We start from the raw sequence: 26,049 nt of genomic DNA, 5'->3' as shown, positions 1-26,049 counted from the left end.
TCAGCCGCCATAGAGGTTGACCGGGAAATAGCGCAGGTAGATTTCCTGCAGCCGGCCGTTGCGCGAGAGCGCCAGAAGCGCGTGGTCCACCGCTTCGGCCAGTGCCTCGTCCTGCTTGCGCACCATGATCGTCAGCCCCTCGCCGAGGAACCGTTCCGAAACGTAGGGACCGTCGAAAAGGCGGCAGCAGCCGGCCGATTCCGAGCCGCTCGTCCAGAAGGCGAGCTGCATGCCGTCGCCGAAGACCGCATCCACCTTGCCGTCCTTCAGGCTGGCGAGCAGCGCTGCCCGGTCCGGGAAGGCCTGCGCCTGCAGCCGCGGGAAGAAGGCCTTCAGCATCGCCTCGTGCGCGCTGGCCGCCACGACACCCACCCGCCTGCCCTCGAGCGCCGCCGCCGTCTCGCCGGCTGGCGGCGCCTTCCTGGCCACCGCGAAGCGGGCCGGAAGACGCATGAAGGGGCGCGAGAAGGCGAAGCGCTTCCGCAGATCCGCGGTAACGGCAATGCCCGCGGCGACCGCCTCGCCATTGCCGTCGACCAGCGCCTTTTCCAGCTCCGGGAAGGTCACCGCCTGGATCTGGCACTTTTCCGTCAACGCAAGCTCCCGGCAGATCTCGCGCACGAGGTCGACATGGAAGCCGGCGAGTTTGCCGGTCTGATCGATGAAATTGAACGGCGGAAAATCCACTGTCGTCAGGAAACGAAGGCGGACGATGCCGGAAAGGTCCGGCCGGGCGATGCGCTCGCGGGTGTCGAAGAGAATGGGCAGGTCGACCGCTCTACGATCCTGGGCCGGCGCGGCAAGCGGATTCGTTCCCGCCACAAGCAGGCAGAGTGCAAAAGAAAGCCCGCGCAATTTTAAGGATGCAATTCTATTTTGCCGCATTATTATCAACTTGGAGTTTCAATGGGGCGCAGCCGTTGACACGGCGACGAAGACCGAATGCGATTGGCAGAATATCCCGACGACGTCGCTTTCGCCACTGCAATCGGCATCGTGCCGGCGCAGCTGGCCGTGCCTGCGGAAGAATGCCGGATCCCGGCGCGGTTGATGCGGGAAGCGCGGCTCTGCCGCCGGCTTGGCCTTTCCAAGCCTCTCATTTCCGCGATGCTGGTACGCGCCAACCAGCATGGCACGTCATTGGAGACGGAACTGCTCGCAAGCGGCGCGGTCGCGCCGGACATCTACTACGAGGCGCTTGCGGAACTTCTCGGCATTCCCTTCATGCGCACGCTCGACCCGGCGGAAGTCGAGGATCTTCCCGGGGTCGATACCCAGCTCGTCGCACCGACCGCCATCCGGCTCCGCCCGCACGGCCGGGCGCCGCTGACGGCGATCGTGCCGAGCGCGGACCGCCTCGAGGAGATCGGCGAACGCCTGCGCCTTGCTCCGCCGCTGCGCTCGATAATGGTTGCAACCACGCCCGCCGCCATGCGGGAGGCGCTCTGGCGGGCCGGCCATGAGCGGCGGCTGCGCGAGACGGTCGACCAGCTTTTCAACGCCGCGCCCGAAGCGAGCGCCCGCATCACCCTGTGGGGACGGCAGGGCTTCTATCTCGGCACGATCCTGACATCCATCTTCATGCTGCTCATGATGGCACCGTTGCTCATCCTGCGCACCCTGCACATCGCGCTTGGCCTGTTCTTTCTGGCCACGGTGGTCGTCCGCCTCTATGCCCTGGCGGCCAAGTGGCGGGAGAAGCGGCGCCCGCGGCCGGTGCCGCCAATCGGCCGGCGCCCGGTCTATTCCGTCTTCGTCGCGCTCTACCGCGAGGCCGCGGTCGTGCCGCAGCTCGTTGCAACGCTGGACCGTCTCGAATGGCCGGTGGCCTGCCTCGACATCAAGCTGATCTGCGAGGCGGACGACAAGGAGACCCTCGATGCCCTCGCCGCAGCCCCGCTCGGCCCGCAATACGAAGTGATCAAGGTTCCACCCGGCCGGCCGCGCACGAAGCCGAAGGCGCTGACCTACGCGCTGGGCGCCGCGCGCGGCGACTATCTCGTGATCTACGATGCGGAGGATCGCATCGATCCGCTGCAACTGGAAGAAGCGTGGCGGACGTTCGAGGCCGGACCGCCCGATGTCGCCTGCCTCCAGGCGCCGTTGATCATCACCAATGCGCGGGAAAGCTGGATCAGCGCCCTCTTCGCGGTCGAGTATGCCGGCCTCTTTCGCGGCTTGCTGCCGTTCCTGGCCGGCATCCGCATGCCGATGCCGCTCGGCGGCACGTCCAATCATTTCCGCACGCGGGTGCTGCAGGAGACGGGCGGCTGGGACCCCTACAACGTCACCGAAGATGCCGATCTCGGCCTCAGGCTCTACCGGCGCGGCTATCGCTGCGGCGTCATCAGCCGGCCGACCTATGAGGAGGCCCCGACGGAAATCCGCGCCTGGCTCGGCCAACGCACCCGCTGGTTCAAGGGCTGGCTGCAGACCTGGCTCGTGCTGATGCGCCAACCTATCCAACTCGTCAGGAGCATCGGGCTCGGACCGAGCCTCCTTCTCCAGGTGCTGGTGGGCGGCCTCATCCTTTCCTCCCTGGCGCACCCGCTCCTGTTCGCCTATGTCGGCATCGTCACCTGGCGCCTCGCCGTGCAGCAGGCCTCCTTCGGCGCGCTCGATATGAGCCTGTTGGTCCTCGACTTCGTCAACATCGTCGGGAGCTACCTTGCCTTCATCGCGCTCGGGCGCGTCGGCATGACGCTGCGGGAACGGCTTGCGGTAGGGTTGCGCTGGATGCTGACGCCCGCCTATTGGCTGCTTATCTCGCTGGCTGCCTGGCGCGCGGTGCGCGAGCTGCACAGCAACCCGTTCTTCTGGAACAAGACGGCCCATCGCCCGGCGCAGCCGAAGGTGCAGCACCAAACCGTGACGGATGCCGGGTAGACTTCCCGGCGCCCGTCATCCGATCCCATGGGTCAGGCGCCGTCTTCCGTCCAGATCGCCACGTCCGCCGGGGCAAGCTCCCTGCCGCCGACAAGGAAGGTGGCAGCGGCGGCGGCCGGCACGGCGGCATGGCCGGCGCCGTAGTTGAAGGCGAAATGCAGCCGCCCGCGGCGGGCAAGCCTGAGGTCACCGAGGTCGGGCAGGCTTGCGACGCCGGCCCAGCCGAGCGTGTCGCCCATCAGCTTCAAGAGGAACTCGCCGCGCGGCAACGTGCCGGCATACCGTGTCCGGTCGTTGCCGATGATCGCCGGGGAGCCGGGACGATGTTCGCCCTCGAAAGCCGCGAGCACCGTCTCGTTCGTGCGGATCAGTTCGCGCCAGCCGGTCACGGCGTGGCGCGTATTGCCGTAAAGCACCGGCTCGCTGTGGAAGTCGGGCAGGGATTCGACGCGCGTGACGCGGAAATCGAGGAGTTCGGCGAGCGGACCGGGCGGCAGGTCGGCGGGAATGTGCATGTCGCGCGTCTTGCTGCCGCTGCGCGGACCGAACAGCGCCTTGGCGCCGGAGGCCTTCAGCCGCGCGACGAAGTCGGCATCCGGGATGACGAGATCGGGCGCCAGCACCAGCCGGTAGCCCGAAAGATCCGAATGCTGGCCGATGAAATCCACGTCCACGCCGAGGCGGGCGACGGCGGAATACCAGTCCAGCGCGATGGCGGAAGCGACATAGCCCCGGCCCTGCGGCAAGGCGCGGGTGGCGAAGCGGGATTCGTAGTCGAGCAGGATCGCGACGGACGCCTTTTGCCTGACCTCGCCCTCGGGAAGGCACGCCATTTCCTCGACCACCTGCGCGACCTCCAGATAGCCCTGGTCCACGTCGCTGTTCGGCAGCAGGAGGCCCGCGTGGAACTGCTCCTGCGCGAAGGGCGCCTGGCGCCAGCGGAAATAGGAGACCATGTCGACGCCATGGGCGTAGGCGAGCCAGGTCCACAGGCGCACCATGCCGTCGGCGGGCGACTGGTTGTGGGCGGCCCAGTTGACCGGACCGGGCTGCTGCTCCATCACCCAGACACGGCCGCGGCCGACGGCACGGTAGAGATCGTGGTTGAAGGCAGGCTGGTCCGGATCGCCGACGCGGAGATACCGCGCCTTCTCCTCCGCACTGAGGCGTCCGTTGACGAGGCCACCCATGGGATAGACATCCCAGGAAGCGATGTCGATGTCCTCGCCGACCTTGTAGTGGTCGAAGTCGGTGTTCTGGGACATGAAGTTGTGCGTGACCGGGCGGCCGGGCGAATGGCGGCGGATGAGGTCGACCTGCGCCTTGTTGAAGCTCTTCACCTGGTCGGAGGAAAAGCGGAAATAATCGACGAGATGGGTCGGAGTCGGCTCCTCGACAAGGTTGTTCGGCAGGTCCACCTCGTCGAAGCTGTTGTAATGCATGCTCCAGAACGTGGTTCCCCAGGCGCGGTTCATCGCGTCGATCGTGCCGTAGCGGGCCGCGAGCCATTCGCGGAAGGCAAGCCTCGCCTCGTCCGAGTAGCTGTGGATCGTGTCGTGGTCGCCGTATTCGTTGTCGGTTTGCCAGGCGTGCACGAAGGGGTTTTCGCCATAGCGGCGCACCATGGCCTCGGTGATGCGGGCGGCTTCCATACGGTAGCGGCGGCTGGAAAAGCAGTAGTGCCGGCGCGCGCCGAACTTGCGCACGACACCGCGCTGATCGACGGGCAGGATATCCGGATAGCGGTCGACCAGCCATTTCGGCGGCGCCGCGGTCGGCGTGCCGAGGATGACCTTGAGGCCGGCGCAGCCGAGCACCTCGATCGCCTCGTCCAGCCATTCCCAGCGGAAGACACCGGACTGCGGCTCGATATGCGACCAGGCGAACTCGCCGATGCGCACCCAGGCAAGGCCGAGCTCGACCATGCGGCGAGCGTCCTCGTCCCATTTCGCGCGCGGCCACTGCTCCGGATAGTAGCAGACGCCAAGCTCCAGCATGCCTTTCTCCTGCCGGCCGGCGTCGAAGCGGTTCTGTTTGGCGAGCGGCTTATGCACGGTGTTCTGTCCTTGTCATTCCAGCGCGACGTAAACGTTTCTATCGCGCGTCAAATTTTGTCCGGCCGCCCTCAGCGGGCGAGCGCGGCGAGCGTTTCGTCGAGGGCGGCGAGGAAGCGGTCGCAATCCTCCGCGCTGAAGGGCGCCGGGGGCTTCACCTTCAGGACGTTATGGTGGGGGCCCTCGCTGGAAAGCAGGATGCGGTGCCTCTGCTTCATCTCGGCGATGACAAGGTCCAGTTCCTCCGCAGCAGGCTCCAGGGTCTTGCGGTCGCGCACCAGCTCGATGCCGTTGAAGAGGCCGTGGCCGCGCACGTCGCCGATGATCGGATGGCGCTCCGCAAGCACGCGGGCGCCCGCCATCAGCCGGTCTCCGACCACCTTGCAATGATGCATCAGCCGTTCGTCGCGGATGACGTCGAGCACGGCGAGGCCGATCTCGGCGGAGACGGGATTGCCGCCGAAGGTGTTGAAATATTCCATGCCGTTGGCGAAGGCGGCGGCGATGGCCTTCGTGGTGACGACGGCGGCCATGGGATGACCGTTGCCGATGGGCTTGCCCATCGTCACGATGTCCGGCACCACGCCCTGCGTCTCATGCGCCCACATATGGCTGCCGACGCGGCCGAAGCCGACCTGCACCTCGTCCGCAAGGCAAAGGCCGCCCGCCGCCCGCACGTGGGAGTAGGCTTCCTTCAGGTAGTTTTCCGGCAGGGTGAGCTGGCCGCCGGTGCCGAGGATACCTTCGCTGAAGAACAGCGCCGGACGGCGACCTTCCGCCGCCAACGCCTCGACCTCAAGGCGCACGTCCTCGGCATATTTCCTGCCGGCATCGGCGTCGCCGTAGCGGAAGCGGCCGCGGTAGAGGTCCGGCATTTCGGCGACGCGCACATGGGGCGGGCAGCCCTCGCCGCCCTTGCCGGCGAACTTGTAGGGACTGACGTCGATCAGGCTCGAAAGGTGCCCGTGATAGGCATGGTCGACCGTGATGATGTCGCGGTTGCCGGTATAGGCGCGCGCCAGCCGGATCGCGAGGTCGTTCGCCTCGCTGCCCGAGTTGACGAAGAAGCAGACGTTGAGCGGATCGGGAAAGAGCGCGGCAAGCCGGCGGGCATATTCCACCAGCGAATCGTGCAGGTAGCGCGAATTGGTGTTGAGCTTTCCCATCTGCGCCTGCGCGGCCCGGACGACGCGCGGGTGGCAATGGCCGACGTGGCAGACATTGTTGACCATGTCGAGCCAGCGCGTGCCCTCCTCGTCGATGAGATAGGCGCCCTCGCCGCCGACGATCTTCAGAGGCGCGGCCGAATAGGCGATGGAGAGCGAGCGGCCGATGCGGCGATGGCGTTCGCGCACCAGGAAATCCTTGTCGCGCGCCACGATGACAGAGGCGGGCACGGAAAAGCCGAAGACCACGCTCGGGTCCGGGCTCACCGCCCGCCAGACCTGCCACCGGTCGCGCACGCCGACGCCGTGCATGCGCCCCTCGAGGCCGAGATGGTCGGTGACGACCTGGAAATGCAGGTGGGGCGACCAGTTGCCGTTCTCCGACGCCGCACCGAAGGCGGCGAAGGCCTCGCCCTTGGCGACCGGCTGGCCGGCAGAGAGCTTCTGGACGCTCCGGCGGGAGAGATGCCCATAGAGCGTCCAGAAGACATCGCCCTCGCCGGTGCGATGTTCGAGAAGGACCGTCGGGCCGAAGCCGTAGTCGACCGCGTCGTCGTGGATGAAGGCGACCTTGCCGGCAAAGGGCGCGTGCACCGGCTCGCCGGCCGGAGCGAAGAGGTCGATGCCGAGGTGCACGGTACGGCGCGCGCCGGGCATCTCGAAGGCCTCGCCCTTGTAGACGGCGCGATCCTCGCCGTAGAGGCCGATGGCGAAATCCGCGCCGGCTTCCTTTACGCGCGCCCCGATCAGCCGTTCGGCGCCGTCCGCGTCCAGCGATGCCCAGGCGGCCGCGTCGGGACCCGATGCGGTGAGATCGAGGGCCAGCACCTTCGGCCTTGCGACCGCCGGGCGGATGACGGGGGCGAAATCGTGGGCATTGCGCTCCAGCCAGCGCTCGACGCGCGCCGCGTGCGCCACCGGCGCGAAGCCGCAGGCATCGCGGATGCGGGCGACGGCGAGCGCCCGGTTCTCCGCTTGCAGGCGCCGGAGCTCGCGCCAGACGTCCGCCTGGCTCACCAGAAGATAGGCGTTTTCCGGGTTGTCGCGGATCTGCCGGGCTGCCATGCACATGCTGACCGCATAGCGCGTGCAGACGAGGTCGAAGACCAGTGCCGCCTCCGTCTCGCTGACGGGATTGACGGCATGATAGGCGGCGGCGAGGCGGCCGATGGTCTCGACCGGATCGGGCGTGCCGATCAGCGCATAGGCGCCGGCGACCGCGATCTCGACAACGCGGAAGGTCTCCACCATGTCGCCGAAGTCGAGCAGGCCGCTGACGCGCCCGGCGGCATCGAGCAGCACGTTGTAGTCGTTGGCATCGTTGTGGATGATCTGGCGCGGGCAGGCTTCGAGGCGCGGCAAGACCTCGGCGACGAAACGCTGCAGGATGGCCTCCACGACCACGCGCTTTTCGGCATCGTCGATGAAGCGGAGATTGTCGAGGTGCATGCCGGCCCGACCAATGTCCCAGGGATAGAGGCGGCGCGCGCCGGGATGGTCAAAGCCTTCGAGGCTGCGGTCGAGTTCGCCGAGCAGCCTGCCGAGCGTGGCGACGCTCTCTTCTCCGCGCACCGGCGCGCGCGACCAGGTGCCGCCCGGCAGCCAGGTGAGGAGGCGCGCGCTGCGCGGGCCGCGAATATCGGCGGCGACGGTTCGCGCGCCCGTCCGGGCCGGCACGGCGCGGGAGACGGGAAGATGCGGCGCCGTTTTCGCAAGATGATCCAGCACGGCGACCTGCATGGCAAGGTCGTCCGCATCGCCCGGAACTTGCAGCTTGAGCAGGTAGCGCGCCCCGTCCTTCGCCTCGACGCAATAGTTGAGGTCGTGTTCGCCGGGCAGCGGGGTGATCGTGCCGGCAATGCCGTAGCTGTCCCGCAGCAGCGTTGCGATTGCCGCCGCCTCGCCGGGCCGTTCCGTCGTTTCGGTCATCGCCGTTTCCTCACCATGCTACCGTTCGGCCGTCGTAAGCCCGGAAGCTTCCGGTCTCGGCCATTGTCGTTCCGTCGATCAGGGCCTTCAGGCCGGCCGCGCTCTCCCGCACGTCGACCGCAGCTTCCGCCCCGCCCATGTCCGTTCGTACCCAGCCGGGATGCAGCGATATGACGGCGATGCCGTCCGCACGCAAATCCCGAGCGAGTGTTAGCGTCGCCATGTTGAGCGCCGCCTTGGAGCAGCGATAGGCGTAGTCGCCGTCCGCGTCGTCCATCGTGCCCTCCGCCAGCGAGCCGGCGCGGCTGCCGATATTGACGAGGACCTTGCGGCTCCCCGCAAGGAGATTGGACCGGAGTGCACGGGCAACGAGCAGCGGGGCCAGCGCGTTGATGCGCATGACCTCCAAGAAATTCTCCGTTTCGAGCGAGGCGAGGCCGCCGGTGTCGCCGCGGATCGCGGCATTGTTGATGACGATGTCGACCGGTTCGCCCTCCAGCCTTTCGCCGAGCGCGGCGATCGAAGCCGCGTCCGCGACGTCGAGCGGCTCGGCGCCGGCTGCCGCCTGCCGCATGCAGGCGATGACGCGGAAGCCGTCTGCCGCATAGAGGGCGGCGAGCGCCTTGCCGAGCCCGCGCGAGGCGCCGGTCACGAGGACGGTTCCCCTGTCAACGGTGTTTGACGTCATATTTCTTCTCGATCAGGCTGATGAGGCTTGCGGCAGCCAGCGTCAAAAGGATGTAGAGGATCGCCGCCGAGTTATAGGGCGCGAAGGGCAGGAAGCTTGCCGACTGGAACTCTCGCATGCGCTGCGTGATGTCGCGGATCGACAGGATGGAGAGCAGCGAGGTGTCCTTCAGGATCGCGATCAGCTCGTTGCCGAGCGGCGGGATGACGATGCGGAAGGCCTGAGGCAGCATGACGAGCCGCGCGGTCTGCCAGCGATTGAGCCCGAGGCTTGCCGCCGCCTCGATCTGGCCGGCGGGAATGGCGTTGATGCCCGAACGGAAGATCTCGGCGAGATAGGCCGAATAGGCGAGCGCCATGGCGGCGATGCCGCGCACGAGGTTCGGCGGGTCGAAGACGCCGGCCGTCGCATCCTTCAGCGCGCCGGAGAGCGGCAGGCCGACATAGAGCACGATGACGAGCATCGGGATGCCGCGGATCGTATCGACGACGAATTCCGAGCCGATCGACAGCGGATGGCGGCGATGCAGGAACCCGCCGAAGGTCAGGAGGCCGACGAGGATGGCGATGACGGCGAAGGCGATGCCGGCCGCGCGGTCGCGGTCGTTCAGCGCCTCGACCTGCCAGAGGTGCGGCCAGTCCGCGGGAACGGACGCGGCCGACAGTAGCGCACCGCTGACATCCTCCTTCCGGCCGACGGCTTCGATCGCCTGGTCCGGGGTGACGAAGGTGCGCACCGGCGTCTCGTTCTGCGGCCCTCCCTCGTACTGGCCGAAGCGTACGGCGCCGATCAGGCCGGACGGCGTGTTGGTGACGATGCCGATCTTGCCCTCCAGCGTGCCGGCCAGCACGTAGCCGTCGCGCGGCTGCATGAGGAACCAGCAGGAGAGCCCGGCGAAGACGGCGGTCATGCCCGCGAAGAGGAGGAGGCTCTGGCGCGTGTAGCGCAGCTTCAGGAGGCCGGCCCAGACAAGGCCGAGGATGGCCGCGAGGATATAGGCGGCGATGGCGGCGCGGATGGTCGTGGCGAGACCCGAGACGAAGGCGAGATGCGCGAAGAGAAAGACGAAGGCGAGGCCCGCGCCGTTGACCAGGCCAAGCAGCCAGGCGCCTGCCCGGCGGGCGGGGCTTTCGGCCGGAACGGGCGCGCGGCTGCCGGCAAAGGCGAGGGCAAGGCCGGCAAGCAGCAGCACCGCATAGACCGGCCACAGCCAGGCTTCAACCCCGCGCACCATGAGGTCGGCAGCCTCGGTCAACTGGCGAGGCGTGACACCCTTGACGACGAGGTGCGACTTGAACGGATCGACGCCGTTCGCGACCACGGAAGCGATGAAGGGATGGACGAAATCGCCGGCGAGGATGGCCGCCGTCGCGACGAGGCCGACGAAGCCGGCCGCGATCGTCAGGCGCGGCCGTGCCACCTTCGCACGCGACAGGACGAGAACGGCAAAACCGGCGGAAAAGGCAATCGCCAGCAGCAGGAAGCCCGGCACGAGCGCGCCCGAACCCGGCTCTATGCCGAGGATGGCACGCAGCGAACGCTGGTAATCGCCCGAAGAGGCGAACAGATAGACGATGAAGGGCAGCGCGGCGAGGATCACCAGGTTGCTAGGCCTCACGCTTCTGACGAACGACATTCCGGCCTCCGGGGCACATTCGACGAGAGCCGGAGGCGCTCGGGCAGCACTTCCGGCAAGACTTCTTACTTGAGGCCCCAGTACTTGGCGATGAGCTGGTCGAGCGTGCCGTCGTCCCGGATCGCCTTGAGGCCTTCGTTGAAGGCCGCGACATTCTCGTCGCCCTTGCGGAAGACGAGGCCGAGCGGATCGGATTCGAGGTCCTTGATGGAGGCGACGAGCTCGCCGGCAAACTCGCGCTCATAGGCGGCGGCGTTCGCGCCGTTGATCACGACGCCGTCGACGTCCCTGTTCCTGAGCGCGATGATGGCGGCGCTGAAGCTGTCATAGGCGACGACGCTTTCCTTGCCGACGACGCCTTCGGCGACCTGCGCGTCCGTCGTGTTGGCCTGGGCGGAGAGCTTCCTGCCTTCGGCCTTGAACTTTTCGAGCGTGATGCCCTCGTCCTCGGCACGCGTCAGCACGGCCTGGCTGTTGACGATGTATGGATCGGTGAAGTCCATCGCCTTCCTGCGCTCGTCCGTGATCGAGACGCCCGAGGCCACCAGGTCGAAACTGCCCTGGTCGAGCGCGGCGAAGATGCCGTCCCAGCCGGTCGTCACGAATTCGGCCTGGCAGTTGATCTTGGCGCAGACGGCATTGACCACGTCGACGTCGAAGCCGACGATCTGGCCGGTCGCGGGATCGACGCTCTCCATCGGCGGCGAGGTCGTGTCTGACCCGACCTTCAGGAGCTTGCCGCCGAGATCGGCCGCATGGGCAACGCCCGCCGCAAGAACGGCAAGCACAAGTGTTGCAGCGAATTTTTTCATCTCTTCCTCCTCAACCATCGCGCCGCCGCCTGCGGCAAACGCTCGATGAATCCCGCGGACAAGGCATCCTCCTCCATCCTGGAATGGACGGTATCAAGGAATATAAACGTTTTCAAGATGAAATATAAACGTTTTTATTGCATGATATGGACGAGGCCTCGGCACACCTTGGACAGGATGCGCTGCTATGGATCGACCGTGGTGACAAGGTCCGATGCGGGATTCTCGGACGGCAGGCAGGCCTTTGCTTCACAGCGCGGCAAAGGCCATTCATCCGCTTTGCGGCGTAGCCGTTTCCGTGGGCTCCGCCACGATCAGATCGAGCAGCCCGGGCAGGCGCCTGTCGATCTCCTCGCGCCTCAGCGCCGCCGCCCGGCTGTTGCCGCGATCGACCTGGCGGATCAGCCCCGCCTCCCGAAGAACGCGAAAATGATGCGTCAGCGTCGCCTTGCTGACCGGAAGCCCGAACGACACGCAGGTGCGCTCCGTCCCGGCCGGCGCCTTCGCCAATTCCATGACAACCCGGCGCCGCAACGGATCGGCGAGCGCCGACAAAACGGCACCCAGCACGATCTCGTCCTCGCTGGGGTGGCCTTCGCTGTCCATGACAATCCTCAAGGTACGAATTGAACCATACCTTTTATTCTGCTAGGTATGATCATTATCATACCAAAAGGAGATACCATGTCGAGCATGATCCTTGACCTTCCCGCACAAGAGACGAACGAGACAGGCCCATACGCGCTTATGGGCCGGGCGCGTGCCAAGGCCGGGAAAGCAGAAGCGCTGGAGGCCGCCCTGATCGCGCTTGTCGGACCGACGCGCAGGGAAGAGGGCGTGATGCAATACCACGTGCACCGCGACCGGGCCGATCCGGAGCTTTTCGTGTTCTACGAAGTGTGGGCAAGCGTTGGCCATCTCAAGGCGCATCTGCTGCAGCCCTACGTGCAGGATTTCCTCGAAAGGCGGCACACGCTGCTCGCCGGAGAGATGGAAATCCGCTGGCTGCACATGGCAAGCCCTTATCAGGCCTGACGCCGTGCCCCGGCCGGGGACGTTTACCGCTGCTGCCGGCTGCCGAGCCGGAACGCCGAGCCGGGATGGTTCTCGGGAAGGCGGTCGCCGGCGCCGAAGAGCCGGTCGCGCAGGCTGGTGCCGCCATAGGCCGTCTTGTAGCGGCCGCGCTCCTGCAGCACCGGCACGACGAGATCGACGAAATCCTCGTAGCATTCCGGAGTCACGGTGCGCGCCAGGTTGAAGCCGTCGATCCCGCCCTCGTCGATCCAGCTTTCCAATTCGTCGGCGATCGCCTCCGGGGTGCCGACGAGGAGCGGATAGCGCCCGCCGAGGGCAAGCTCGCCGAGCAGCTGCCTTTTGGTCCACTGCTTCTTCTTCGCAAGTTCGGTCGCCGACTGGATGGCATTCGACGTGCCGTATTCGATCGGATCGTCCAGGTCGTAGCGGGAGAAGTCGATGCCCGTGCTTGCAGAAAAATGCGCGAGCCCCGCTTCGGGATTGGCGTAGCCCAGATAATCGCGATGCTTGTCGCGCGCCTCCGCCTCCGTCCGCCCGGGAATGATGGAGATGCCGATGAAGATCTTGATGTCCTGCGGCGCGCGGCCGGCCGCAACGGCTTCCGCCCGCAGCGTGCGCGCGGTCGAGAGGGCGGCCTGCTTGTCCACCGCCGTCACGAAGACGCATTCGGCATGGCGGGCGGCGAAACGGCGGCCGCGGCCCGACGTGCCGGCCTGGTAGAGGACCGGCGTGCGCTGACGGGACGGCTCGGCGAGGTGATAGCCCTCTACGCGGTAGAAGGGACCGTCATGGCGGATCGGCCGCACCTTGGCGGGATCGGCATAGACGCGCGCAGCCTTGTCGCCGCGTACCGCATCGTCTTCCCAGCTTCCCTCCCAGAGCTTGTAGAGCACGTCCAGGTAGTCTTCCACGCGGTCATAGCGCGTGTCATGCGCCGTCAGCGATTCCTGCCCGATGGCTCGCGCCGCGCTGTCGAGATAGCCGGTAACGATGTTCCAGCCGATGCGCCCGCCCGTCAGGTGGTCGAGCGTCGAGATGCGCCGCGCGAAGGTATAGGGCGGCTCGGCATTGGCGTTGACGGTGAGGCCGAAACCGAGATTTTGCGTGACCGCCGCCATGGCCGAAACGAGCATCAGCGGGTCGTTCACCGGAAGCTGGATCGATTCCCTCAGCGTCAGGTCGACCGACCCCTGATAGACGTCATACACGCCGATGATGTCGGCGATGAAGATGCCGTCGAAGAGGCCGCGCTCCAGGGTCCTCGCCAGCGAGGTCCAGTAGCCGAGCGTCTTGTAGTCGCTCGACCGGTCGCGCGGATGGGCCCAGAGGCCGTGATTGATGTGGCCGACGCTGTTCATGTTGAACGCGTTCAGGAGGATCTGCTTCTTCATGACGCTCCGTCAGATGGCGCCGTGCCGCGGCGGGCGCTTGCCGTTGAGATGGAAATTGCCGACCGCCTGGTATTTCCAGCGGACGGGATCGTGGAGCGTATGCGTGCGGACGTTGCGCCAGTAGCGGTCGAGATTGTCCTCGCTCTGCGTGGCGGACGTGCCGGAGAGCTCGAACAGCTTGCCGGCGGCGAGCAGGCCGGCCTTGGTCGTCAGGATGCGCGCCTGCGCGACGGCCACCGAAGCGCGTGCCACGCTGTCCTCGTCCGGCGCACGCTGCGCCTCGTCGACCAGGGCGCCGGCACGCTCGACCAGCGCCTCCGCCGCGCGCAGGCGCAGCCGGACATGGCCGACCTGATGCAGCGTCAGCGGATCGTCGGAGGCCTTCTCCACGCCGGAATCGAGCCAGGGCCGCGCCCTCTCCTGCACGAAACGCAAGGTCTCCTCGAAGGCGCCGAGACCGATGCCGAGGTCGATCGCCGCATGCATGATCTGCGCGTGCGGGCCGATGGTCGTCGGCCGGTCGAAGGAGGCCTTGAAGGGCACCACCCATTCCGGCTCCACGCGGACGCGGGCGAACTTGACGGAGCCGCTACCGGTCACGCGCTGGCCGAAACCGTCCCAGTCGTCGATGACCGTCACGCCAGGGGCATCGCGCGGCACGAAAGCGAGATAGGTGACGTCCTCGCCGTTATCATCCGCCACCACGAGCGTCGGGATCCAGTGCGCGTAGATGGCGCCGGTGCAGTAGAATTTCTCGCCCTCGACATGCCAGCCGGCCGGGTCGCGCACGAGCTTCGTGCGCCGCTTGAAATCCCGCGTGCCGATTTCGGCCAGCGCATTGCCGAGGCGGTCGCCGGCAAGCACCCGGTCGAAGAAGAAGCGTTTCTGTGCTTCCGAGCCGCCGACACGCAGCACTTCGAGCGCATAGAAATGGTTCTGCGGGATCTGCCCGAGCGAGCCGTCCGCGGCGGCGATGGCGGCGATGACGCGGGCGAGCGTGACCGTCGAGATCTCCGCCCCGCCATAGGCCCGCGGGATCGTCGCACCCCACAGGCCGCTTGCGCTATAGCGTTCGAGCTCGTCCCACGGCAGGCGCCGCTCGGCATCGCGCAACGCCGCCTCGCGCGCGAAATCCGCCGCAAGCCGTTGTGCCGTTTCGAGCGCATGCGCGTCGTCCCGGATCAGCACGGGCCGCGGCTTGGCGGGAGCCTGGAAGGCCGTCGAGATCATGGCGTGCCCCTTCTCAGTTCCATTGATGGCGGGCCGGATAGGCGCCGTTGAGGTAATAGTTGCCGAGAAGGTGATACTTCCATCGCACCGGGTCGTGCAGCGTGTGGACGCGCGCATTGCGCCAATGCAGGTCGAGGGCATGGGCGGCGCGGGTGGCGCTCGATCCGGCGAGATCGAAAAGCTTCTCGCTCGCCTCGAGCGCGATCTCGGTGGTCAGGATCTTCGCCTCCGCGACGGCGACGGAGGCCTTCGCGCTCGTCTCCGCCGTCACCGGCCGGGCGCTCAGTTCGTCGAGCACGGCGGCGGCATGATGGAGCAGCGCCTGCGCGGCCTGGTATTCGGTTTCGAGATGGCCGATCTCGTGGATGATCGTCGGATCGTCGGAGGCCCGTTCGAGGCCGGAATCCATCCATGGCCGGGCGCGGTCGCGCACGAAGGCGACGGTGTCGTCGATCGCCGCGCGCGCGATTCCGGAATCGATCGCGGCCTGGATGATCTGCGAGATCGGCCCCCACAGGCCCGGCCTGTCGGCCGCCTGCCAGACCGGCAGAACCTGGATCGGCTCGACCGGCACATCGTCGAATTCCACCGTGCCGCTCGCCGTCGTGCGCTGGCCGAAGGAGGACCAGTCGTCGATCACCCTCACGCCCGGCGCATCGAAGCGGGCCCAGACCTGCACCGCCCGCCCCTCGTCGTCGAGGGCGCGGGTCGGGATCCAGTGGGCGAACAGCGCGCCCGTCGAATAGAAGCGCCGGCCGGTCAGGCGCAGGCCGCCGGCGGTCGCGGTGATGCGCGTCGTGACGTGGCTGATCATGTTGCGCCCGCGCTCGGGTCCGGCATTGCCGATACGCTCGCCGCGCAGGATATCGGCGTAGACGCGCGTCTTCTGCTCCTCCGAGCCGAGATCGCGCAGCAGCGCAAGGACGCCGAAATGGTTCTGCGGGATCTGCCCAGCGGAAGGATCGGCGGCACAGAGGATTTCGAACACCTTCACCAGGGTGACGAAGGAAAGTTCGGGACCGCCATAGGCCTTCGGCACGGTGATGGCGCCGAGGCCGCTTTCGCTGTAGGCCTCGATCTCGTCCCAGGGCAGGATGCGGTCGCGGTCGCGCGCTGCCGCCTGCGGCCGGAGCACGCCGGCAAGCGCGGACGCCGCCGCGATCGCCTCGGCATCGCTCGTGATGCGCCTTGCGGAAACGGCCGGGGCCGGCCGGCGGCTTGCGGCCTTTTCGGTTTCGCTCATCGTCTTTCCATTCTGCCTGTCAACGGTCGCGCAGCCGGCGCACGGTGTAGTCGCCGGCGAACTGGACCAGCGTGACCATGGCGACGAGCACGACGATGACCGCGATCATCACCGTGGTGTCGAAACGCTGGTAGCCGTAGCGGATCGCCATGTCGCCGAGCCCGCCCGCGCCGACGGCGCCGGCCATGGCAGACGCGCCGATCATCGTGACCACTGTGATCGTGAAGCCGCCGACGATGCCGGGAAGCGCCTCAGGCAGCAGCACATGGCGCACGATGTGCCACTTGCGGCAGCCCATCGCCTGCGCCGCCTCGATGAGGCCCTTGTCCACCTCGCGCAGGCTCACCTCGGCGATGCGGGCGAAGAACGGCGTCGCGCTGATCGACAGCGGCACGATCGCTGCCCACACGCCGATCGTCGTGCCGGTCAGGAACCGGGTGAACGGCAGGAGCGCCACGAGGAGAACGATGAAGGGCGTGGCGCGAAAGCCGTTGACGACGGCCGCGACGGCGCGGTTGAGCTTCGGCGCCTCGAAGAAGCCGCCGGGCGACGAGACGACGAGGAAGACGGCGATCGGGATGCCGACGACGAGCGCGATCAGCGCCGAAATGCCGACCATCTGCACCGTGTCGAGGAAGGCCTGCCAGAGGCGGTCATACATCAGTGGCGACATGGCCGAGAATCCTTGCGCTGCCGACATGGCCCCCAAGCGTTGCAAGATCGTCTTCCGAGACGCCCCGCGCCGCGACGAGCAGGGTGCCCTGGGCGTGGCCCTGGATGCGGTCGATGGTGCCGTGCAGCAGCCGGACCGACGTGCCGAGCACCGAGGCGAGACGGGAAAGGTCCGGTCCGCCGCTCTCGCCGCCGGTATAGTGCAGTTCGAGGACGGTCTCGCCGCCGGCGACCGGCTGCGGCACGAGACGCGCGGCGATGTCCTCCGGGATGTCCCGGCTGAGCGGCTGGAGGAGCGCGCGGGTCGCATCGTGCTTCGGCGCGCCGAAGACCTGCCACACGGGCCCTTCCTCGGCGATGCGCCCCTGCTCGAGCACCAGCACGGTCTCGCAGATCTCCCGGATGACGCTCATCTCGTGCGTGATGAGGACGATGGTGAGGCCGAGGCTGCGGTTGATGTCCCTGAGGAGCTTGAGGATCGACAGCGTCGTCTCGGGGTCGAGCGCGGAGGTCGCCTCGTCGCACAGCAGGATCTCCGGCTTGTGCACGAGGGCGCGGGCGATGCCGACCCGCTGCTTCTGCCCGCCCGACAGGCGCGAGGGATAGACGTTGTGCTTGCCTTCGAGGCCGACCAGCGCCAGCACCTCGTCTACGCGCTCGGCGATCTGCCGCTTCGGCACGCCGGCGACGACGAGCGGCAACGCCACGTTCTCGCGCACCGTCTTGGCCGAGAGCAGGTTGAAATGCTGGAAGATCATGCCGATGCGGCGGCGAAGCTCGACCAGCGCATCCTCGTCGAACCGGCCGATATCCTGCCCGTCCACGAGCACGCGGCCGGAGGTCGGCCTCTCCAGCCGGTTGATGGTGCGCAACAGGCTCGACTTGCCGGCGCCGCTGCGGCCGATGATGCCGTAGATGCGACCTGCCGGGATTTCGAGATCGATGTCCTCCAGCGCACGGACGGCGCCGGTGGCGGACTGGTAGGTCTTGGCAAGCGCCTCGAAGCGGACGGAGCCGGCGCCCGCGGCGGATGCCGCCCGGGCCTTCGCCGCCGCTGCCTGGGCAGCCGCGCCGCGGACCGCAGCGACCGCCGTATCCACGGTCAATGCAGCCATGACAGCGTGTAGAGCTTGTCGTTGCCGTGATAGGCGTCGTCGATGACCTTCCGGACCGTTTCCGAATTCTGGTAAAGCTCGACCAGCTTCTTCAATGCCGGGTCGTCCTTGCGGTCCTCCTTGACGGTGAAGACGATCGAGAAGCGGCGGTCGTCGATGCCCGAATAGATGAGGGCCGAGCCGGGATCGAAGAGGCCGGATGCGGCGATGAAGTGGGGGTAGCCGAGCGCCAGGTCCACGTCCGCGGTGACGCGTGCGAGCTGCGGACCCTCGACCTCGGTGAATTCGAGGTTGCGGGGGTTTTCGACGATGTCGTCCAGCGTGCCGGTGAAGCCCACGCCCTCGCGCAGCTTGATCAGGCCGGCCTTTTCGAGAAGCAGCAGGCCGCGCCCCTGGTTGACCGGATCGTTGGCGATCGCCACCTTGCCGCCTTCCGGGATCTCGTCGAAGCTCTTGTGCTTCAGCGAGTAGAGGCCGATGTTCGCCAGGATGCCCGGCCCGATGTCGGTCAGCTTGTAGCCGCGGTCGGCGATGGCATTGTCGAGGAACGGCCGGTGCTGGAAGTAGTTGACGTCGATGTCGCCGGCGTCGAGCGCGACGTTCGGCGTCGTCCAGTCGGTGAACTCCACCGTCTCGATCTCGATGCCCGCTTCCTTCGCTTCGGGCACCAGCGCGGCGATGGAATCCGCATAAGCGCCCGGCACCACGCCGACCTTGACCGTCTCGGCCGCGGCCGCCGTCGCCAAGGAAAGCGCCAGCGCCGTCATGAATCCCAGAATAGGCAGTCTCATCGTTCTTCCCCGTATCGGTGGTGTTGACTGGTTGCGCCGGTCAATTGACCGTCGCGCCTTCCGTCCAGGGAAGGCTGTAGAGCCTGTCGTTGTCGGCGAAGGACTTGTGGATCTGCGCCTTCACCGCATCGGAGGCCTGGTAGATCTCGACGAAGCGCTTGACGAGCGGCGCATCCGCATTGTCCTCGCGCGTCACGAAGCGGATCGCGAAATGGATGTCGTCGATGCCGGAATAGAGCAGCCCCTGGCCCGCGACGTCCGGCAGGCCGGCGTTCACGTAATGCGCCGGATACCCCTGGGCGAGATCGACGTCATCGAGCGCGCGCACCAGCTGCGGCCCCTCGATCTCGACGAACTCCAGCTTGCGCGGGTTTTCGGCGATGTCGTCCAGCGTGCCGCGCGCGCCGACACCTTCGCGCAGCTTGATGAGGCCCGCGCGCTCGATGAGCTGGAGGCCGCGGCCCTGGTTGACCGGATCGTTCGCGACGCCGACGCGCGCGCCTTCCGGCAGGTCGTCGAAGCTCTTGTATTTCGAGGAGTAGAGGCCGAGGTTCGGCAGGAGGCCGACGGCGACGCTCTTCAGCTTGAAGCCGGTCTCAGCACCGCATTGTCGAGGAAGGCCTGGTGCTGGAAATAGTTGACGTCGAGGTCGCCGGCATTGAGCGCGACGTTCGGCGTCGCCCAGTCGGTGAACTCGATGACCTTCACGTCGAGCCCCTGCGCGCGGGCCTCGGCGGCCGCGACCTCGACGGAATCGGCAAGCGAGCCCGGCGTCACGCCGATCGTCAGCGTCTGTGCCATTGCGAGCGTGGCGGTCAGCGAGAGCGCGGCCGCCGCCTTGCCCAGAAGGTCAATCTTTCCTGCCAGCCAGTTCACCATTGCCTGCACCCCGTCAATCAAATCGCGGCCGGCAACAGACGCATCCGCCGCTCACCAGCGGATGAACAATAGTTGATAAAATCAATGGAAAAAGTATTCTTTTTTCAATCTTCAGCATCCGCGCGAAAATTCGTTCTGCGGCGCCGTCATGCGAAACTCGGCCGGGCCTTCGCCTGTCTTCCGGCAACCACGCCGGAAGGCGTCGCGGATCAGTCCAGGCGCCGGCCGCCTTCGTCGAAGAGATGCAGCTTGTCTTCCAGCAGGTCGATGCGGACGCTCGGTCCGGGATTCAGCATGGCCCTGTCGAGCGTGAAGATCTTCAGCGGCACGTCGTGCACGGTGACGTGCATGATGATGCCGAAACCGGTCGGCTCGATGAGGTCGACCCTGGCTTCCAGAGCGCCCCCTTCGCGAAGCACGACGTGCTCGGGGCGGATGCCGAGGGTCGCCGCCGCGCCGGATTCGATGCCGGCCGATCTGCGGGCGGGAAGCGCAGTGCCGTTTGCGAGCCTCAAGCTGGCAGCATCGCCCGAGACGAGATAGCGCCCCTCGAAGAAATTCATGCCCGGCGACCCGATGAAGCCCGCGACGAAGAGGTTGGCGGGCCGGTCGTAAAGATCGAGCGGCGTGCCCACCTGCTGGACGACGCCGCCATGCATGGCGACGATGCGGTCGGCGAGCGTCATCGCCTCGATCTGGTCGTGCGTCACGTAGATGGAGGTGGCGCGCAGGTCGCCGTGCAGCTTCTTGATCTCCGCGCGCATCTGCTCGCGCAGGCGGGCATCGAGGTTGGAGAGCGGTTCGTCGAAGAGAAAGGCCTTCGGCTGGCGCACGATGGCACGGCCCATGGCGACGCGCTGGCGCTGGCCGCCGGAAAGGGCGCGCGGACGGCGCTCCAGCAACGGATCGAGCCCGAGCTTCGACGCTGCGCCGCTGACCGCGCTGGCGATCTTCTCCTTCGTGGAGCGGCGCAGGCGCAGGCTGTAGCTCATGTTGTCAGCGACGCTCATATGCGGATAGAGCGCATAGGACTGGAACACCATGGCGATGTCGCGGTCCTTCGGCGCGAGGTCGTTGACGCGCCGGCCGTCGATGCGGATCTCGCCGGCGGTGACGTCCTCCAGGCCGGCGATCATGCGCAGCAGCGTCGACTTCCCGCAGCCCGACGGACCGACCAGCACGATGAACTCGCCGTCCTTGATGGTGAGGTCGACGCCGTGCAGGACGGGAAAGGTGCCGAAGCTCTTGCGGATGCCGTCGATGTCGATGGAAGCCATGGGAAACCCTTTCAGCCTTTGACCGCGCCGGCCGTCAGGCCCTGCACGAGATAGCGCTGGATGAGGAGGAAGAAGAGGCAGGCCGGAATGAGCGCGAGGATGCCCGCCGCCATCATCTGCCCGAAGTCGACCGAGAACTTCGAGACGAAAGTGAGGAGCCCGACCGGGAAGGTCGCCGCATCGTTGCCGGAGATCAGCATCAGCGCGAAGAGCAGTTCGCTCCAGGCCGCGGTGAAGACGAAGCCGAGCGTGGCGGCGATGCCAGGAAGCGTCAGCGGCAGGATGATCTGCCGGAAGGCGACGAACTGCGTCGCCCCGTCGATCATCGCGGCCTCCTCCAGGTCCTTCGGGATGCCGTCGAAGAAGGACTGCATGAGGAAGGTGGCGAAGGGCACGTTGAAGGCGGTGTAAACGATGACGAGGCCGGTCAGGCTGTTGGTGAGGCCGAGCGGCGAGAGCATCTTGAAGATCGGTGCCACGAGCATGACCAGCGGGAACATCTGCGTGATCAGCATCAGCGCGACGATCCAGTATTTCGCCCGGAAGTGGAAGCGCGACAGCGCATAGCCGGAAAGAGAGGCGAGGATGGTCACCGCCACCGCCGTGGAACCGGCGACGATCAGGCTGTTCTTGAAGAAGGTCGGGAAGGCGCTGTGCGCGATGACGAACTCGTAGTGCTGGAGCGTCGCGCGCGAGGGCCACAGGCGCACGCCCTCGCTGTAGAGCAGGTCGTTCGGCGTCACAGAGACCTTGAGCAGCCAGAAGAGCGGGAAGAGCGCCACGGCGATATAGAAGAGGATGGCCAGCCGGTGCGCGATCGTCAGGAAAGGCTTGCTTCGCATGGCGTCAGTCCTTGTTGAGCAGCGTCTGGCGCAGGAGCACGATGAGCATCGAATAGGCGAGCAGCAGCACGAGCAGCACGAGAGCGATGGCCGAGGCATAGCCGAAGTCGAGCCGCCGGAAGGCCTGGGTGAAGATGTAGCTCGCGACGATCTGCGTGCGGTCGGCCGGCCCGCCGTTGGTCATGACGACGATGAGGTCGGCGAAGTTGGAGATCCAGACGGTGCGCAGCAGGATGGTGATGGCGATGGTCGGCGCCAGGAAGGGAAGCGTGATCGAGACGAAGCGTTGGACGGGCCCCGCCCCGTCGATGCTCGCCGCCTCGTAGAGGTCGCGCGGGATCGCCTGGAGCGCGGCGAGCAGCGTGATCGCGAAGAACGGAATGCCCCACCAGACATTGGCGACGATCGGTCCCCACATGGCAAGCTGCGGATCGGAGAGGATGTTGTTCGGCGCATCGAGGATGCCGAGCGCGTGCATCCAGTGCGGCAGCGGCCCGATGACCGGGTTGAAGAGCCAGGCCCAGTTGAGGCCGGCAAGGAAGCTCGGCACCGCCCAGGGCAGGAAGCAGAGCGCCTGCGCAAGGCCGCGGCCGGCGAAGGGCTTGTCCAGCAGCAGGGCGAGGACGAGGCCGAAGACGAATTGCAGCAAGACCGAGGCGCCCGTCCACCACAGCGTGTTGCGCAGCGCGCGGAAGAAGGCCTGGTCCTGGCCGAGCGCCCGGAAATGATCGAGCCCGACGAAGCCGCCGGAAAACGGGTTCAGCAGCTGGACATCGCGGAACGCATAGGAAATGCCGAGCACCAGCGGCACCAGCATGACGGTGACGATCAGGATCAGCGCCGGCGCGCTGTAGAGATAGGGCTCCGAGGCATCGGCGATCCGCTTTCTCAGCGGACGCACGGCGTGCGGATGGGCAGCAACGGTCATCGTCTCGCTTCCGTTTGAGGGTTGCGCGGCGTTTCAGGAATGGCTCCGGGCGAAGCCTCGTTTCCCCACCCGGAGCGTTCCGGCCTATTTCTTGGCAAGGAACTTCTGCTGCGCCTTCGTCAGGTAGTCGGCCCACTGGTTTGCGAGATCCTCCGGCGTGATGTCGCCGAGAAGGGCTTCCTGCGAGGTCTTGATGACCAGCGAATCCTTGAAGAAGGCGAACTCCTCGAGATGCGTCGGCATCACGGTCGGAACGGCGTCCTTGTCCTCGAGCTCGGCGAACCAGCCCTTGAACTGCTCGCTCGCATAGAACGGGTCCTTCTCCGCCGAGGTGTGCACGGGCAGCGCGCCCGTGCGCTTGTTCCACTCGATATTGCCTTCCGGCCCTTCGAGCGTGGCGATCAGCTTCCAGGCGAGCTCCTTGTTGGCGCTGGAGGCGAACATCGACCAGCCGGCAAAGCCGATCGTCGGGAAGGTCTTGCCGTCCGGCCCCTTCGGCATGGTGGTGATGCCGTAGTCCTCCGGCTTCATGCGCTCGGCAATGGCGATGAGCGCGTCGGGATCCTGGTCGAGGAAGGCGCAGGTGCCCGAGTAGAAGCCGGCGACGATCTCGTTGAAGCCCCAGTTGACGCTGTCCTTCGGCGCATAGCCGTTCTTGTAGAGGTCGATCAGCCAGGTGAGGCCCTTAACCCAGCCCTCGCTGTTGAAGGTCGAGGTGCCGTCTTCGTTGAAGAATTCGTTCGAGCCGGCCATCGAGGCGCCGAACATCACCCAGCCGTTGAGGCCGCCCGGACCGCCGCGCAGGCAATAGCCGTACTTGCCGGGCAGCGCCGAGACCTTCTTCGAGGCCTCCATGAACTCGTCCATGGTCTTCGGCGGCTCGGAAACGCCGACTTCCGCAAGCAGCTTCTTGTTGTAGAACATGGCGCGCAGGTAGAAGCCGTAGGGCAGCATGTAGGCAGTGTCATTGATGTCGCGGCCCAGTTCGAGCGCGCGCGCCGTCAGGCCGGACGTGTGCTCCCACTTTTCGAGATAGGGTTCGAGGCTTTCGAGCATGCCGTTGTTGGCATAGAGCGAGAGCCAGGTGTCGGGCATTTCCATGACGTCCGGCACCTCGCCCGCCGACACCATGGTGGCGAATTTCTGGAAGGCTTCGCCCCACGGCAGCGAGATGATCTCGACCTTGGTGCCGGGGTTTTCCGCCTCGAACCGGCCGACGATGGATTTCAGCGTCTCCGTGCGCTCGGGGCTGGTGATCACCTCGACGAGCTTCAACGTGGTGTCAGCAAGGGCGCTCGTCGCCATCAGCGTGGTGAGCAGGGCTGCGGTCAAAAGTCTCTTCATGGTCGTTCCCTCTTTTCTGGTTTGAACCTGATGCTTGACGTCAGTTTTGGGTCGCGGCCGCTATCGCCGCTTCCAGGTCACTCCACAGGGCCTCTGTTCCCTCCAGGCCGACATGGAGACGCAAGGACCGCGCATCGATGCCGAAGGCATGCGCGGAATTGGGCTCGGCCTTCTGCTGCAGCACCACCTCGCCCGGTACGATCAGGCTCTCATGCCCGCCCCAGGAGACGCCGAGCTTGAAGAGCTTGAGGTGGTCGGCGAAGGCGCGGATGTCGATGCCCTCGCGGAAGGTGAAGGAGAAGAGGCCGGACGTGCCGGTGAGCCCCGGCGGCAGCCGGTTGGCGAGCGCGGGATGGAACACCTTGTCGACGCTGTCGAGCGCCTGAAGACGCTTGGCGATGTCGAGGGCGGAGGCCTCGTGCGCCTTCATGCGGATCGGCAGCGTGCGCAGGCCCCGCACCAGCAGCCACGCATCGAAGGGCGAGAGCTTGCCGCCGAGATAGGGATAGGCCTCCGCGCGGATGCGGCCGATGAGTTCCTTCGAGCCGGCAACGACGCCGGCGACGACGTCGCTATGGCCGCCGAGATATTTCGAGGCCGAATGCAGCACGAGATCGACGCCGAGCGTCAGCGGCCGCTGGAAGACCGGGCTCGCCCAGCTGTTGTCGATGACGCTGACGACGCCGTGGCGCTTGGCGAGCGCCGCGAGCGCGCCGACGTCGTGCGCCTCCATCACCCAGCTCGTCGGGCTTTCGAGATAGAGGAGCTTCGCGCCCGGCAGCGCCTTGGCGACCGCCTCCTCGTCGCGCCCGTCGACATAGGTGACTTCCACCTTCATGCGCTTGAGGTGCGTGCCGAACAGGCGGAAGGCATCCGGGTAGCAATGGCGCACGGCGACGATGCGGTCGCCCGGCTCGACGAAGGAGAGCACCGTGGAGGAGATCGCCGCCATGCCGCTGGCAAAGCCCAGCGCGTCCTCGCCGCCTTCGAGCTTCGCCAGCATCTCCTCGAAGGCGCGCACCGTGGGGTTGAGGCCGCGCGTGTAGATCGGCCGCACGATCTCGCCGCGATAGGCGGCCACCATCTCGTCGTAGCTCTTGAAGGTGAAGAGCGAGGTCTGCACGATCGGCGGCACGACCGCATCGAAGGCGTTCGCCTCGTCATGGGCGACGGTCAGGGAGGCAAGGTCGAACGGATCGGCGCCGTTGATCATCGGGACATGTCCTTGATGTCTTCCTCGACGACGGCGAGGATCTTCAGGGTTTCCGCCCGCGCGGCCTCGGGGTCCTGCGCGGCGATGGCGTCGAACAGCGTGCGGTGGAACGGGAAGGAGCGGCGGGCGAAGTCCGGCCGGTCGAACGGCTTTTCCCAGAAGCGCTCGAAGGCGCCGCGCATCTGTTCGAGAAGCTGCCGGAAGAGCTGATTGTGCGTGGCGTCGTAGATGGCGAGGTGGAAGGCGAGGTCCTCCGGGCCGGACGTGCCCTTGGCAAGGTGCACCCGCTCCATTTCGTTCAGCTTCTCCTCGATCAGCGCGAGATCTGCGCCGGTGCGCCGGCGCGCGGCGACCATGCCGGCCTCGCATTCGATGCCGCGGCGCACTTCCAGCGTCTGGAGCAGCACGTCGCGCAGATGCGCCGCGTCGAAGGAAAGCGGCATGTGCACGGTCGCCGTGGTGATCGGCTTCAGGAGATAGGTGCCGCTGCCCTTCCGGCTCTCGATGACGCCGAGCGCCTGGAAATGCCGGATCGCCTCTCGGATGGTCGAGCGGCCGACGGCGAGCGCCGCCATCAGCTCGCGCTCCGCAGGAAGCCGATCGCCGGCTTTCAGGTTCGCACGGTCGATATAGGAGGCGACGGCCTCCGTCACCTGCCGCGCCCGGTCGATGGGCGGCAACGGCTCGATCTGCGGCCTTTCGCTCGTCTGCGCCGGCATATCGCCAATTCCCCTGCTTATGTCAGTTTCTCAAATTGGTCTGACATCTTAGCATTGTGCGGAAGGACGCGCCTGTCAAGACCACGACAGCGATCCTTTGGCGCCGCGACTGCCTGTTGCGCCTTCAGCGCTCAACAGTATGAAGGGCCGATTCCAGCTGCGAACGGGTTTGCCCGAGACGGAAAGCCTCGCGGCCAGC

At 66.6% G+C, this 26,049-nt stretch carries 23 protein-coding genes; 2 read left to right on the top strand and 21 right to left on the bottom strand.

Annotated features, from left to right (window positions below):
- Positions 1-885 (bottom strand): transporter substrate-binding domain-containing protein, encoded by an 885-nt coding sequence (locus tag ACIIOY_RS06050; protein ID WP_411033734.1) that lies wholly within the window; start codon positions 883-885, stop codon positions 1-3.
- A gap of 57 nt (positions 886-942) precedes the next feature.
- On the opposite strand from ACIIOY_RS06050, the gene ACIIOY_RS06045 reads away from it, so the two are divergent.
- On the top strand, positions 943-2,886 hold the full coding sequence (locus ACIIOY_RS06045; protein WP_411033733.1) for a glycosyltransferase family 2 protein: 1,944 nt from the start codon (positions 943-945) through the stop codon (positions 2,884-2,886).
- 32 nt (positions 2,887-2,918) lie between these two features.
- Here the strand turns inward: ACIIOY_RS06045 and ACIIOY_RS06040 are convergent, their stop codons facing one another.
- From ACIIOY_RS06040 to ACIIOY_RS06015, 6 genes are all read right to left on the bottom strand, one after another.
- Positions 2,919-4,940 carry a beta-galactosidase gene (locus ACIIOY_RS06040; protein ID WP_411033732.1) on the bottom strand — a complete coding sequence of 674 codons (2,022 nt, stop codon included), beginning with the start codon at positions 4,938-4,940 and terminating at the stop codon, positions 2,919-2,921.
- A gap of 71 nt (positions 4,941-5,011) precedes the next feature.
- On the bottom strand, positions 5,012-8,035 hold the full coding sequence (locus ACIIOY_RS06035) for an aminotransferase class III-fold pyridoxal phosphate-dependent enzyme (protein WP_411033731.1): 3,024 nt from the start codon (positions 8,033-8,035) through the stop codon (positions 5,012-5,014).
- A gap of 10 nt (positions 8,036-8,045) precedes the next feature.
- The gene (locus tag ACIIOY_RS06030; RefSeq protein ID WP_411033730.1) at positions 8,046-8,723 is read right to left on the bottom strand and encodes an SDR family oxidoreductase; all 678 of its coding nucleotides are present in this window, start codon (positions 8,721-8,723) and stop codon (positions 8,046-8,048) included.
- Positions 8,704-10,359 (bottom strand): amino acid ABC transporter permease, encoded by a 1,656-nt coding sequence (locus ACIIOY_RS06025; protein ID WP_411033729.1) that lies wholly within the window; start codon positions 10,357-10,359, stop codon positions 8,704-8,706. The genes ACIIOY_RS06030 and ACIIOY_RS06025 overlap by 20 nt, the downstream gene beginning before the upstream one ends.
- Before the next feature lie 65 nt (positions 10,360-10,424).
- Complete coding sequence (locus ACIIOY_RS06020) at positions 10,425-11,171, bottom strand: transporter substrate-binding domain-containing protein (protein WP_411033728.1); 747 nt, start codon at positions 11,169-11,171, stop codon at positions 10,425-10,427.
- Positions 11,172-11,441: 270 nt separating this feature from the next.
- On the bottom strand, positions 11,442-11,777 hold the full coding sequence (locus ACIIOY_RS06015) for an ArsR/SmtB family transcription factor (RefSeq protein WP_411033727.1): 336 nt from the start codon (positions 11,775-11,777) through the stop codon (positions 11,442-11,444).
- A gap of 78 nt (positions 11,778-11,855) precedes the next feature.
- On the opposite strand from ACIIOY_RS06015, the gene ACIIOY_RS06010 reads away from it, so the two are divergent.
- Complete coding sequence (locus ACIIOY_RS06010) at positions 11,856-12,206, top strand: putative quinol monooxygenase (RefSeq protein WP_411033726.1); 351 nt, start codon at positions 11,856-11,858, stop codon at positions 12,204-12,206.
- A 23-nt stretch (positions 12,207-12,229) separates the two neighbouring features.
- On the opposite strand, the gene ACIIOY_RS06005 is transcribed toward ACIIOY_RS06010, so the two are convergent.
- The 14 genes from ACIIOY_RS06005 to ACIIOY_RS05940 form a co-directional block, all read right to left on the bottom strand.
- Positions 12,230-13,597 carry an LLM class flavin-dependent oxidoreductase gene (locus tag ACIIOY_RS06005; protein WP_411033725.1) on the bottom strand — a complete coding sequence of 456 codons (1,368 nt, stop codon included), beginning with the start codon at positions 13,595-13,597 and terminating at the stop codon, positions 12,230-12,232.
- Positions 13,598-13,606: 9 nt separating this feature from the next.
- A complete protein-coding gene (locus tag ACIIOY_RS06000) occupies positions 13,607-14,827 on the bottom strand; it encodes an SfnB family sulfur acquisition oxidoreductase (protein ID WP_411033724.1) in 1,221 nt (406 codons plus the stop codon).
- Between the two features lie 13 nt (positions 14,828-14,840).
- Positions 14,841-16,070 (bottom strand): SfnB family sulfur acquisition oxidoreductase, encoded by a 1,230-nt coding sequence (locus ACIIOY_RS05995; RefSeq protein ID WP_411033723.1) that lies wholly within the window; start codon positions 16,068-16,070, stop codon positions 14,841-14,843.
- A gap of 19 nt (positions 16,071-16,089) precedes the next feature.
- Positions 16,090-16,743 (bottom strand): methionine ABC transporter permease, encoded by a 654-nt coding sequence (locus tag ACIIOY_RS05990; RefSeq protein WP_411033722.1) that lies wholly within the window; start codon positions 16,741-16,743, stop codon positions 16,090-16,092.
- Positions 16,724-17,857: a methionine ABC transporter ATP-binding protein gene (locus ACIIOY_RS05985; protein ID WP_411033721.1), complete on the bottom strand. Its 1,134-nt coding sequence runs from the start codon at positions 17,855-17,857 to the stop codon at positions 16,724-16,726. Before ACIIOY_RS05985 ends, ACIIOY_RS05990 begins: the two co-directional genes overlap by 20 nt.
- Positions 17,845-18,648: a MetQ/NlpA family ABC transporter substrate-binding protein gene (locus tag ACIIOY_RS05980; protein WP_411033720.1), complete on the bottom strand. Its 804-nt coding sequence runs from the start codon at positions 18,646-18,648 to the stop codon at positions 17,845-17,847. The genes ACIIOY_RS05985 and ACIIOY_RS05980 overlap by 13 nt, the downstream gene beginning before the upstream one ends.
- Positions 18,649-18,688: 40 nt before the next feature.
- Positions 18,689-19,207, bottom strand: a complete 519-nt coding sequence (locus ACIIOY_RS05975; RefSeq protein WP_411033982.1) for a MetQ/NlpA family ABC transporter substrate-binding protein — start codon at positions 19,205-19,207, stop codon at positions 18,689-18,691.
- 20 nt (positions 19,208-19,227) lie between these two features.
- Entirely contained in the window at positions 19,228-19,527 is a 300-nt protein-coding gene (locus tag ACIIOY_RS05970) for a MetQ/NlpA family ABC transporter substrate-binding protein (RefSeq protein ID WP_411033719.1), read from the bottom strand.
- A gap of 209 nt (positions 19,528-19,736) precedes the next feature.
- Positions 19,737-20,804, bottom strand: coding sequence for an ABC transporter ATP-binding protein (locus ACIIOY_RS05965; protein WP_411033718.1), 1,068 nt, complete (start codon positions 20,802-20,804; stop codon positions 19,737-19,739).
- Positions 20,805-20,815: 11 nt separating this feature from the next.
- On the bottom strand, positions 20,816-21,646 hold the full coding sequence (locus tag ACIIOY_RS05960) for a carbohydrate ABC transporter permease (RefSeq protein WP_411033717.1): 831 nt from the start codon (positions 21,644-21,646) through the stop codon (positions 20,816-20,818).
- A 4-nt stretch (positions 21,647-21,650) separates the two neighbouring features.
- Positions 21,651-22,574, bottom strand: coding sequence for a carbohydrate ABC transporter permease (locus ACIIOY_RS05955; protein ID WP_411033716.1), 924 nt, complete (start codon positions 22,572-22,574; stop codon positions 21,651-21,653).
- 84 nt (positions 22,575-22,658) lie between these two features.
- The gene (locus tag ACIIOY_RS05950) at positions 22,659-23,918 is read right to left on the bottom strand and encodes an ABC transporter substrate-binding protein (RefSeq protein ID WP_411033715.1); all 1,260 of its coding nucleotides are present in this window, start codon (positions 23,916-23,918) and stop codon (positions 22,659-22,661) included.
- 40 nt (positions 23,919-23,958) lie between these two features.
- A complete protein-coding gene (locus tag ACIIOY_RS05945) occupies positions 23,959-25,131 on the bottom strand; it encodes a PLP-dependent transferase (RefSeq protein ID WP_411033714.1) in 1,173 nt (390 codons plus the stop codon).
- Positions 25,128-25,850, bottom strand: a complete 723-nt coding sequence (locus ACIIOY_RS05940) for a FadR/GntR family transcriptional regulator (protein WP_411033713.1) — start codon at positions 25,848-25,850, stop codon at positions 25,128-25,130. The genes ACIIOY_RS05945 and ACIIOY_RS05940 overlap by 4 nt, the downstream gene beginning before the upstream one ends.
- Positions 25,851-26,049: the final 199 nt, after the last annotated feature.

Origin of the sequence: Shinella agrisoli, assembly GCF_046557955.1 — a bacterium.
In the GTDB taxonomy this organism is placed as follows: Bacteria; Pseudomonadota; Alphaproteobacteria; order Rhizobiales; family Rhizobiaceae; genus Shinella.
This window is presented reverse-complemented; position numbering and strand designations above follow the sequence as displayed.

Coding starts and splice junctions, on each gene's coding strand:
- ACIIOY_RS05940 (WP_411033713.1), bottom strand. CDS start 25,850: ATGCCGGCGCAGACGAGCGAAAGGCCGCAGATCGAGCCGTTGCCGCCC.
- ACIIOY_RS05970 (WP_411033719.1), bottom strand. CDS start 19,527: ATGGTGAACTGGCTGGCAGGAAAGATTGACCTTCTGGGCAAGGCGGCG.
- ACIIOY_RS05965 (WP_411033718.1), bottom strand. CDS start 20,804: ATGGCTTCCATCGACATCGACGGCATCCGCAAGAGCTTCGGCACCTTT.
- ACIIOY_RS06005 (WP_411033725.1), bottom strand. CDS start 13,597: ATGAAGAAGCAGATCCTCCTGAACGCGTTCAACATGAACAGCGTCGGC.
- ACIIOY_RS05995 (WP_411033723.1), bottom strand. CDS start 16,070: ATGAGCGAAACCGAAAAGGCCGCAAGCCGCCGGCCGGCCCCGGCCGTT.
- ACIIOY_RS05945 (WP_411033714.1), bottom strand. CDS start 25,131: ATGATCAACGGCGCCGATCCGTTCGACCTTGCCTCCCTGACCGTCGCC.
- ACIIOY_RS06015 (WP_411033727.1), bottom strand. CDS start 11,777: ATGGACAGCGAAGGCCACCCCAGCGAGGACGAGATCGTGCTGGGTGCC.
- ACIIOY_RS05955 (WP_411033716.1), bottom strand. CDS start 22,574: ATGACCGTTGCTGCCCATCCGCACGCCGTGCGTCCGCTGAGAAAGCGG.
- ACIIOY_RS06035 (WP_411033731.1), bottom strand. CDS start 8,035: ATGACCGAAACGACGGAACGGCCCGGCGAGGCGGCGGCAATCGCAACG.
- ACIIOY_RS06045 (WP_411033733.1), top strand. CDS start 943: ATGCGATTGGCAGAATATCCCGACGACGTCGCTTTCGCCACTGCAATC.
- ACIIOY_RS06025 (WP_411033729.1), bottom strand. CDS start 10,359: ATGTCGTTCGTCAGAAGCGTGAGGCCTAGCAACCTGGTGATCCTCGCC.
- ACIIOY_RS06050 (WP_411033734.1), bottom strand. CDS start 885: ATGCGGCAAAATAGAATTGCATCCTTAAAATTGCGCGGGCTTTCTTTT.
- ACIIOY_RS05990 (WP_411033722.1), bottom strand. CDS start 16,743: ATGTCGCCACTGATGTATGACCGCCTCTGGCAGGCCTTCCTCGACACG.
- ACIIOY_RS05980 (WP_411033720.1), bottom strand. CDS start 18,648: ATGAGACTGCCTATTCTGGGATTCATGACGGCGCTGGCGCTTTCCTTG.
- ACIIOY_RS05985 (WP_411033721.1), bottom strand. CDS start 17,857: ATGGCTGCATTGACCGTGGATACGGCGGTCGCTGCGGTCCGCGGCGCG.
- ACIIOY_RS06000 (WP_411033724.1), bottom strand. CDS start 14,827: ATGATCTCGACGGCCTTCCAGGCTCCCGCCAAGCCGCGGCCCGTGCTG.
- ACIIOY_RS06010 (WP_411033726.1), top strand. CDS start 11,856: ATGTCGAGCATGATCCTTGACCTTCCCGCACAAGAGACGAACGAGACA.
- ACIIOY_RS06020 (WP_411033728.1), bottom strand. CDS start 11,171: ATGAAAAAATTCGCTGCAACACTTGTGCTTGCCGTTCTTGCGGCGGGC.
- ACIIOY_RS05950 (WP_411033715.1), bottom strand. CDS start 23,918: ATGAAGAGACTTTTGACCGCAGCCCTGCTCACCACGCTGATGGCGACG.
- ACIIOY_RS06030 (WP_411033730.1), bottom strand. CDS start 8,723: ATGACGTCAAACACCGTTGACAGGGGAACCGTCCTCGTGACCGGCGCC.
- ACIIOY_RS05960 (WP_411033717.1), bottom strand. CDS start 21,646: ATGCGAAGCAAGCCTTTCCTGACGATCGCGCACCGGCTGGCCATCCTC.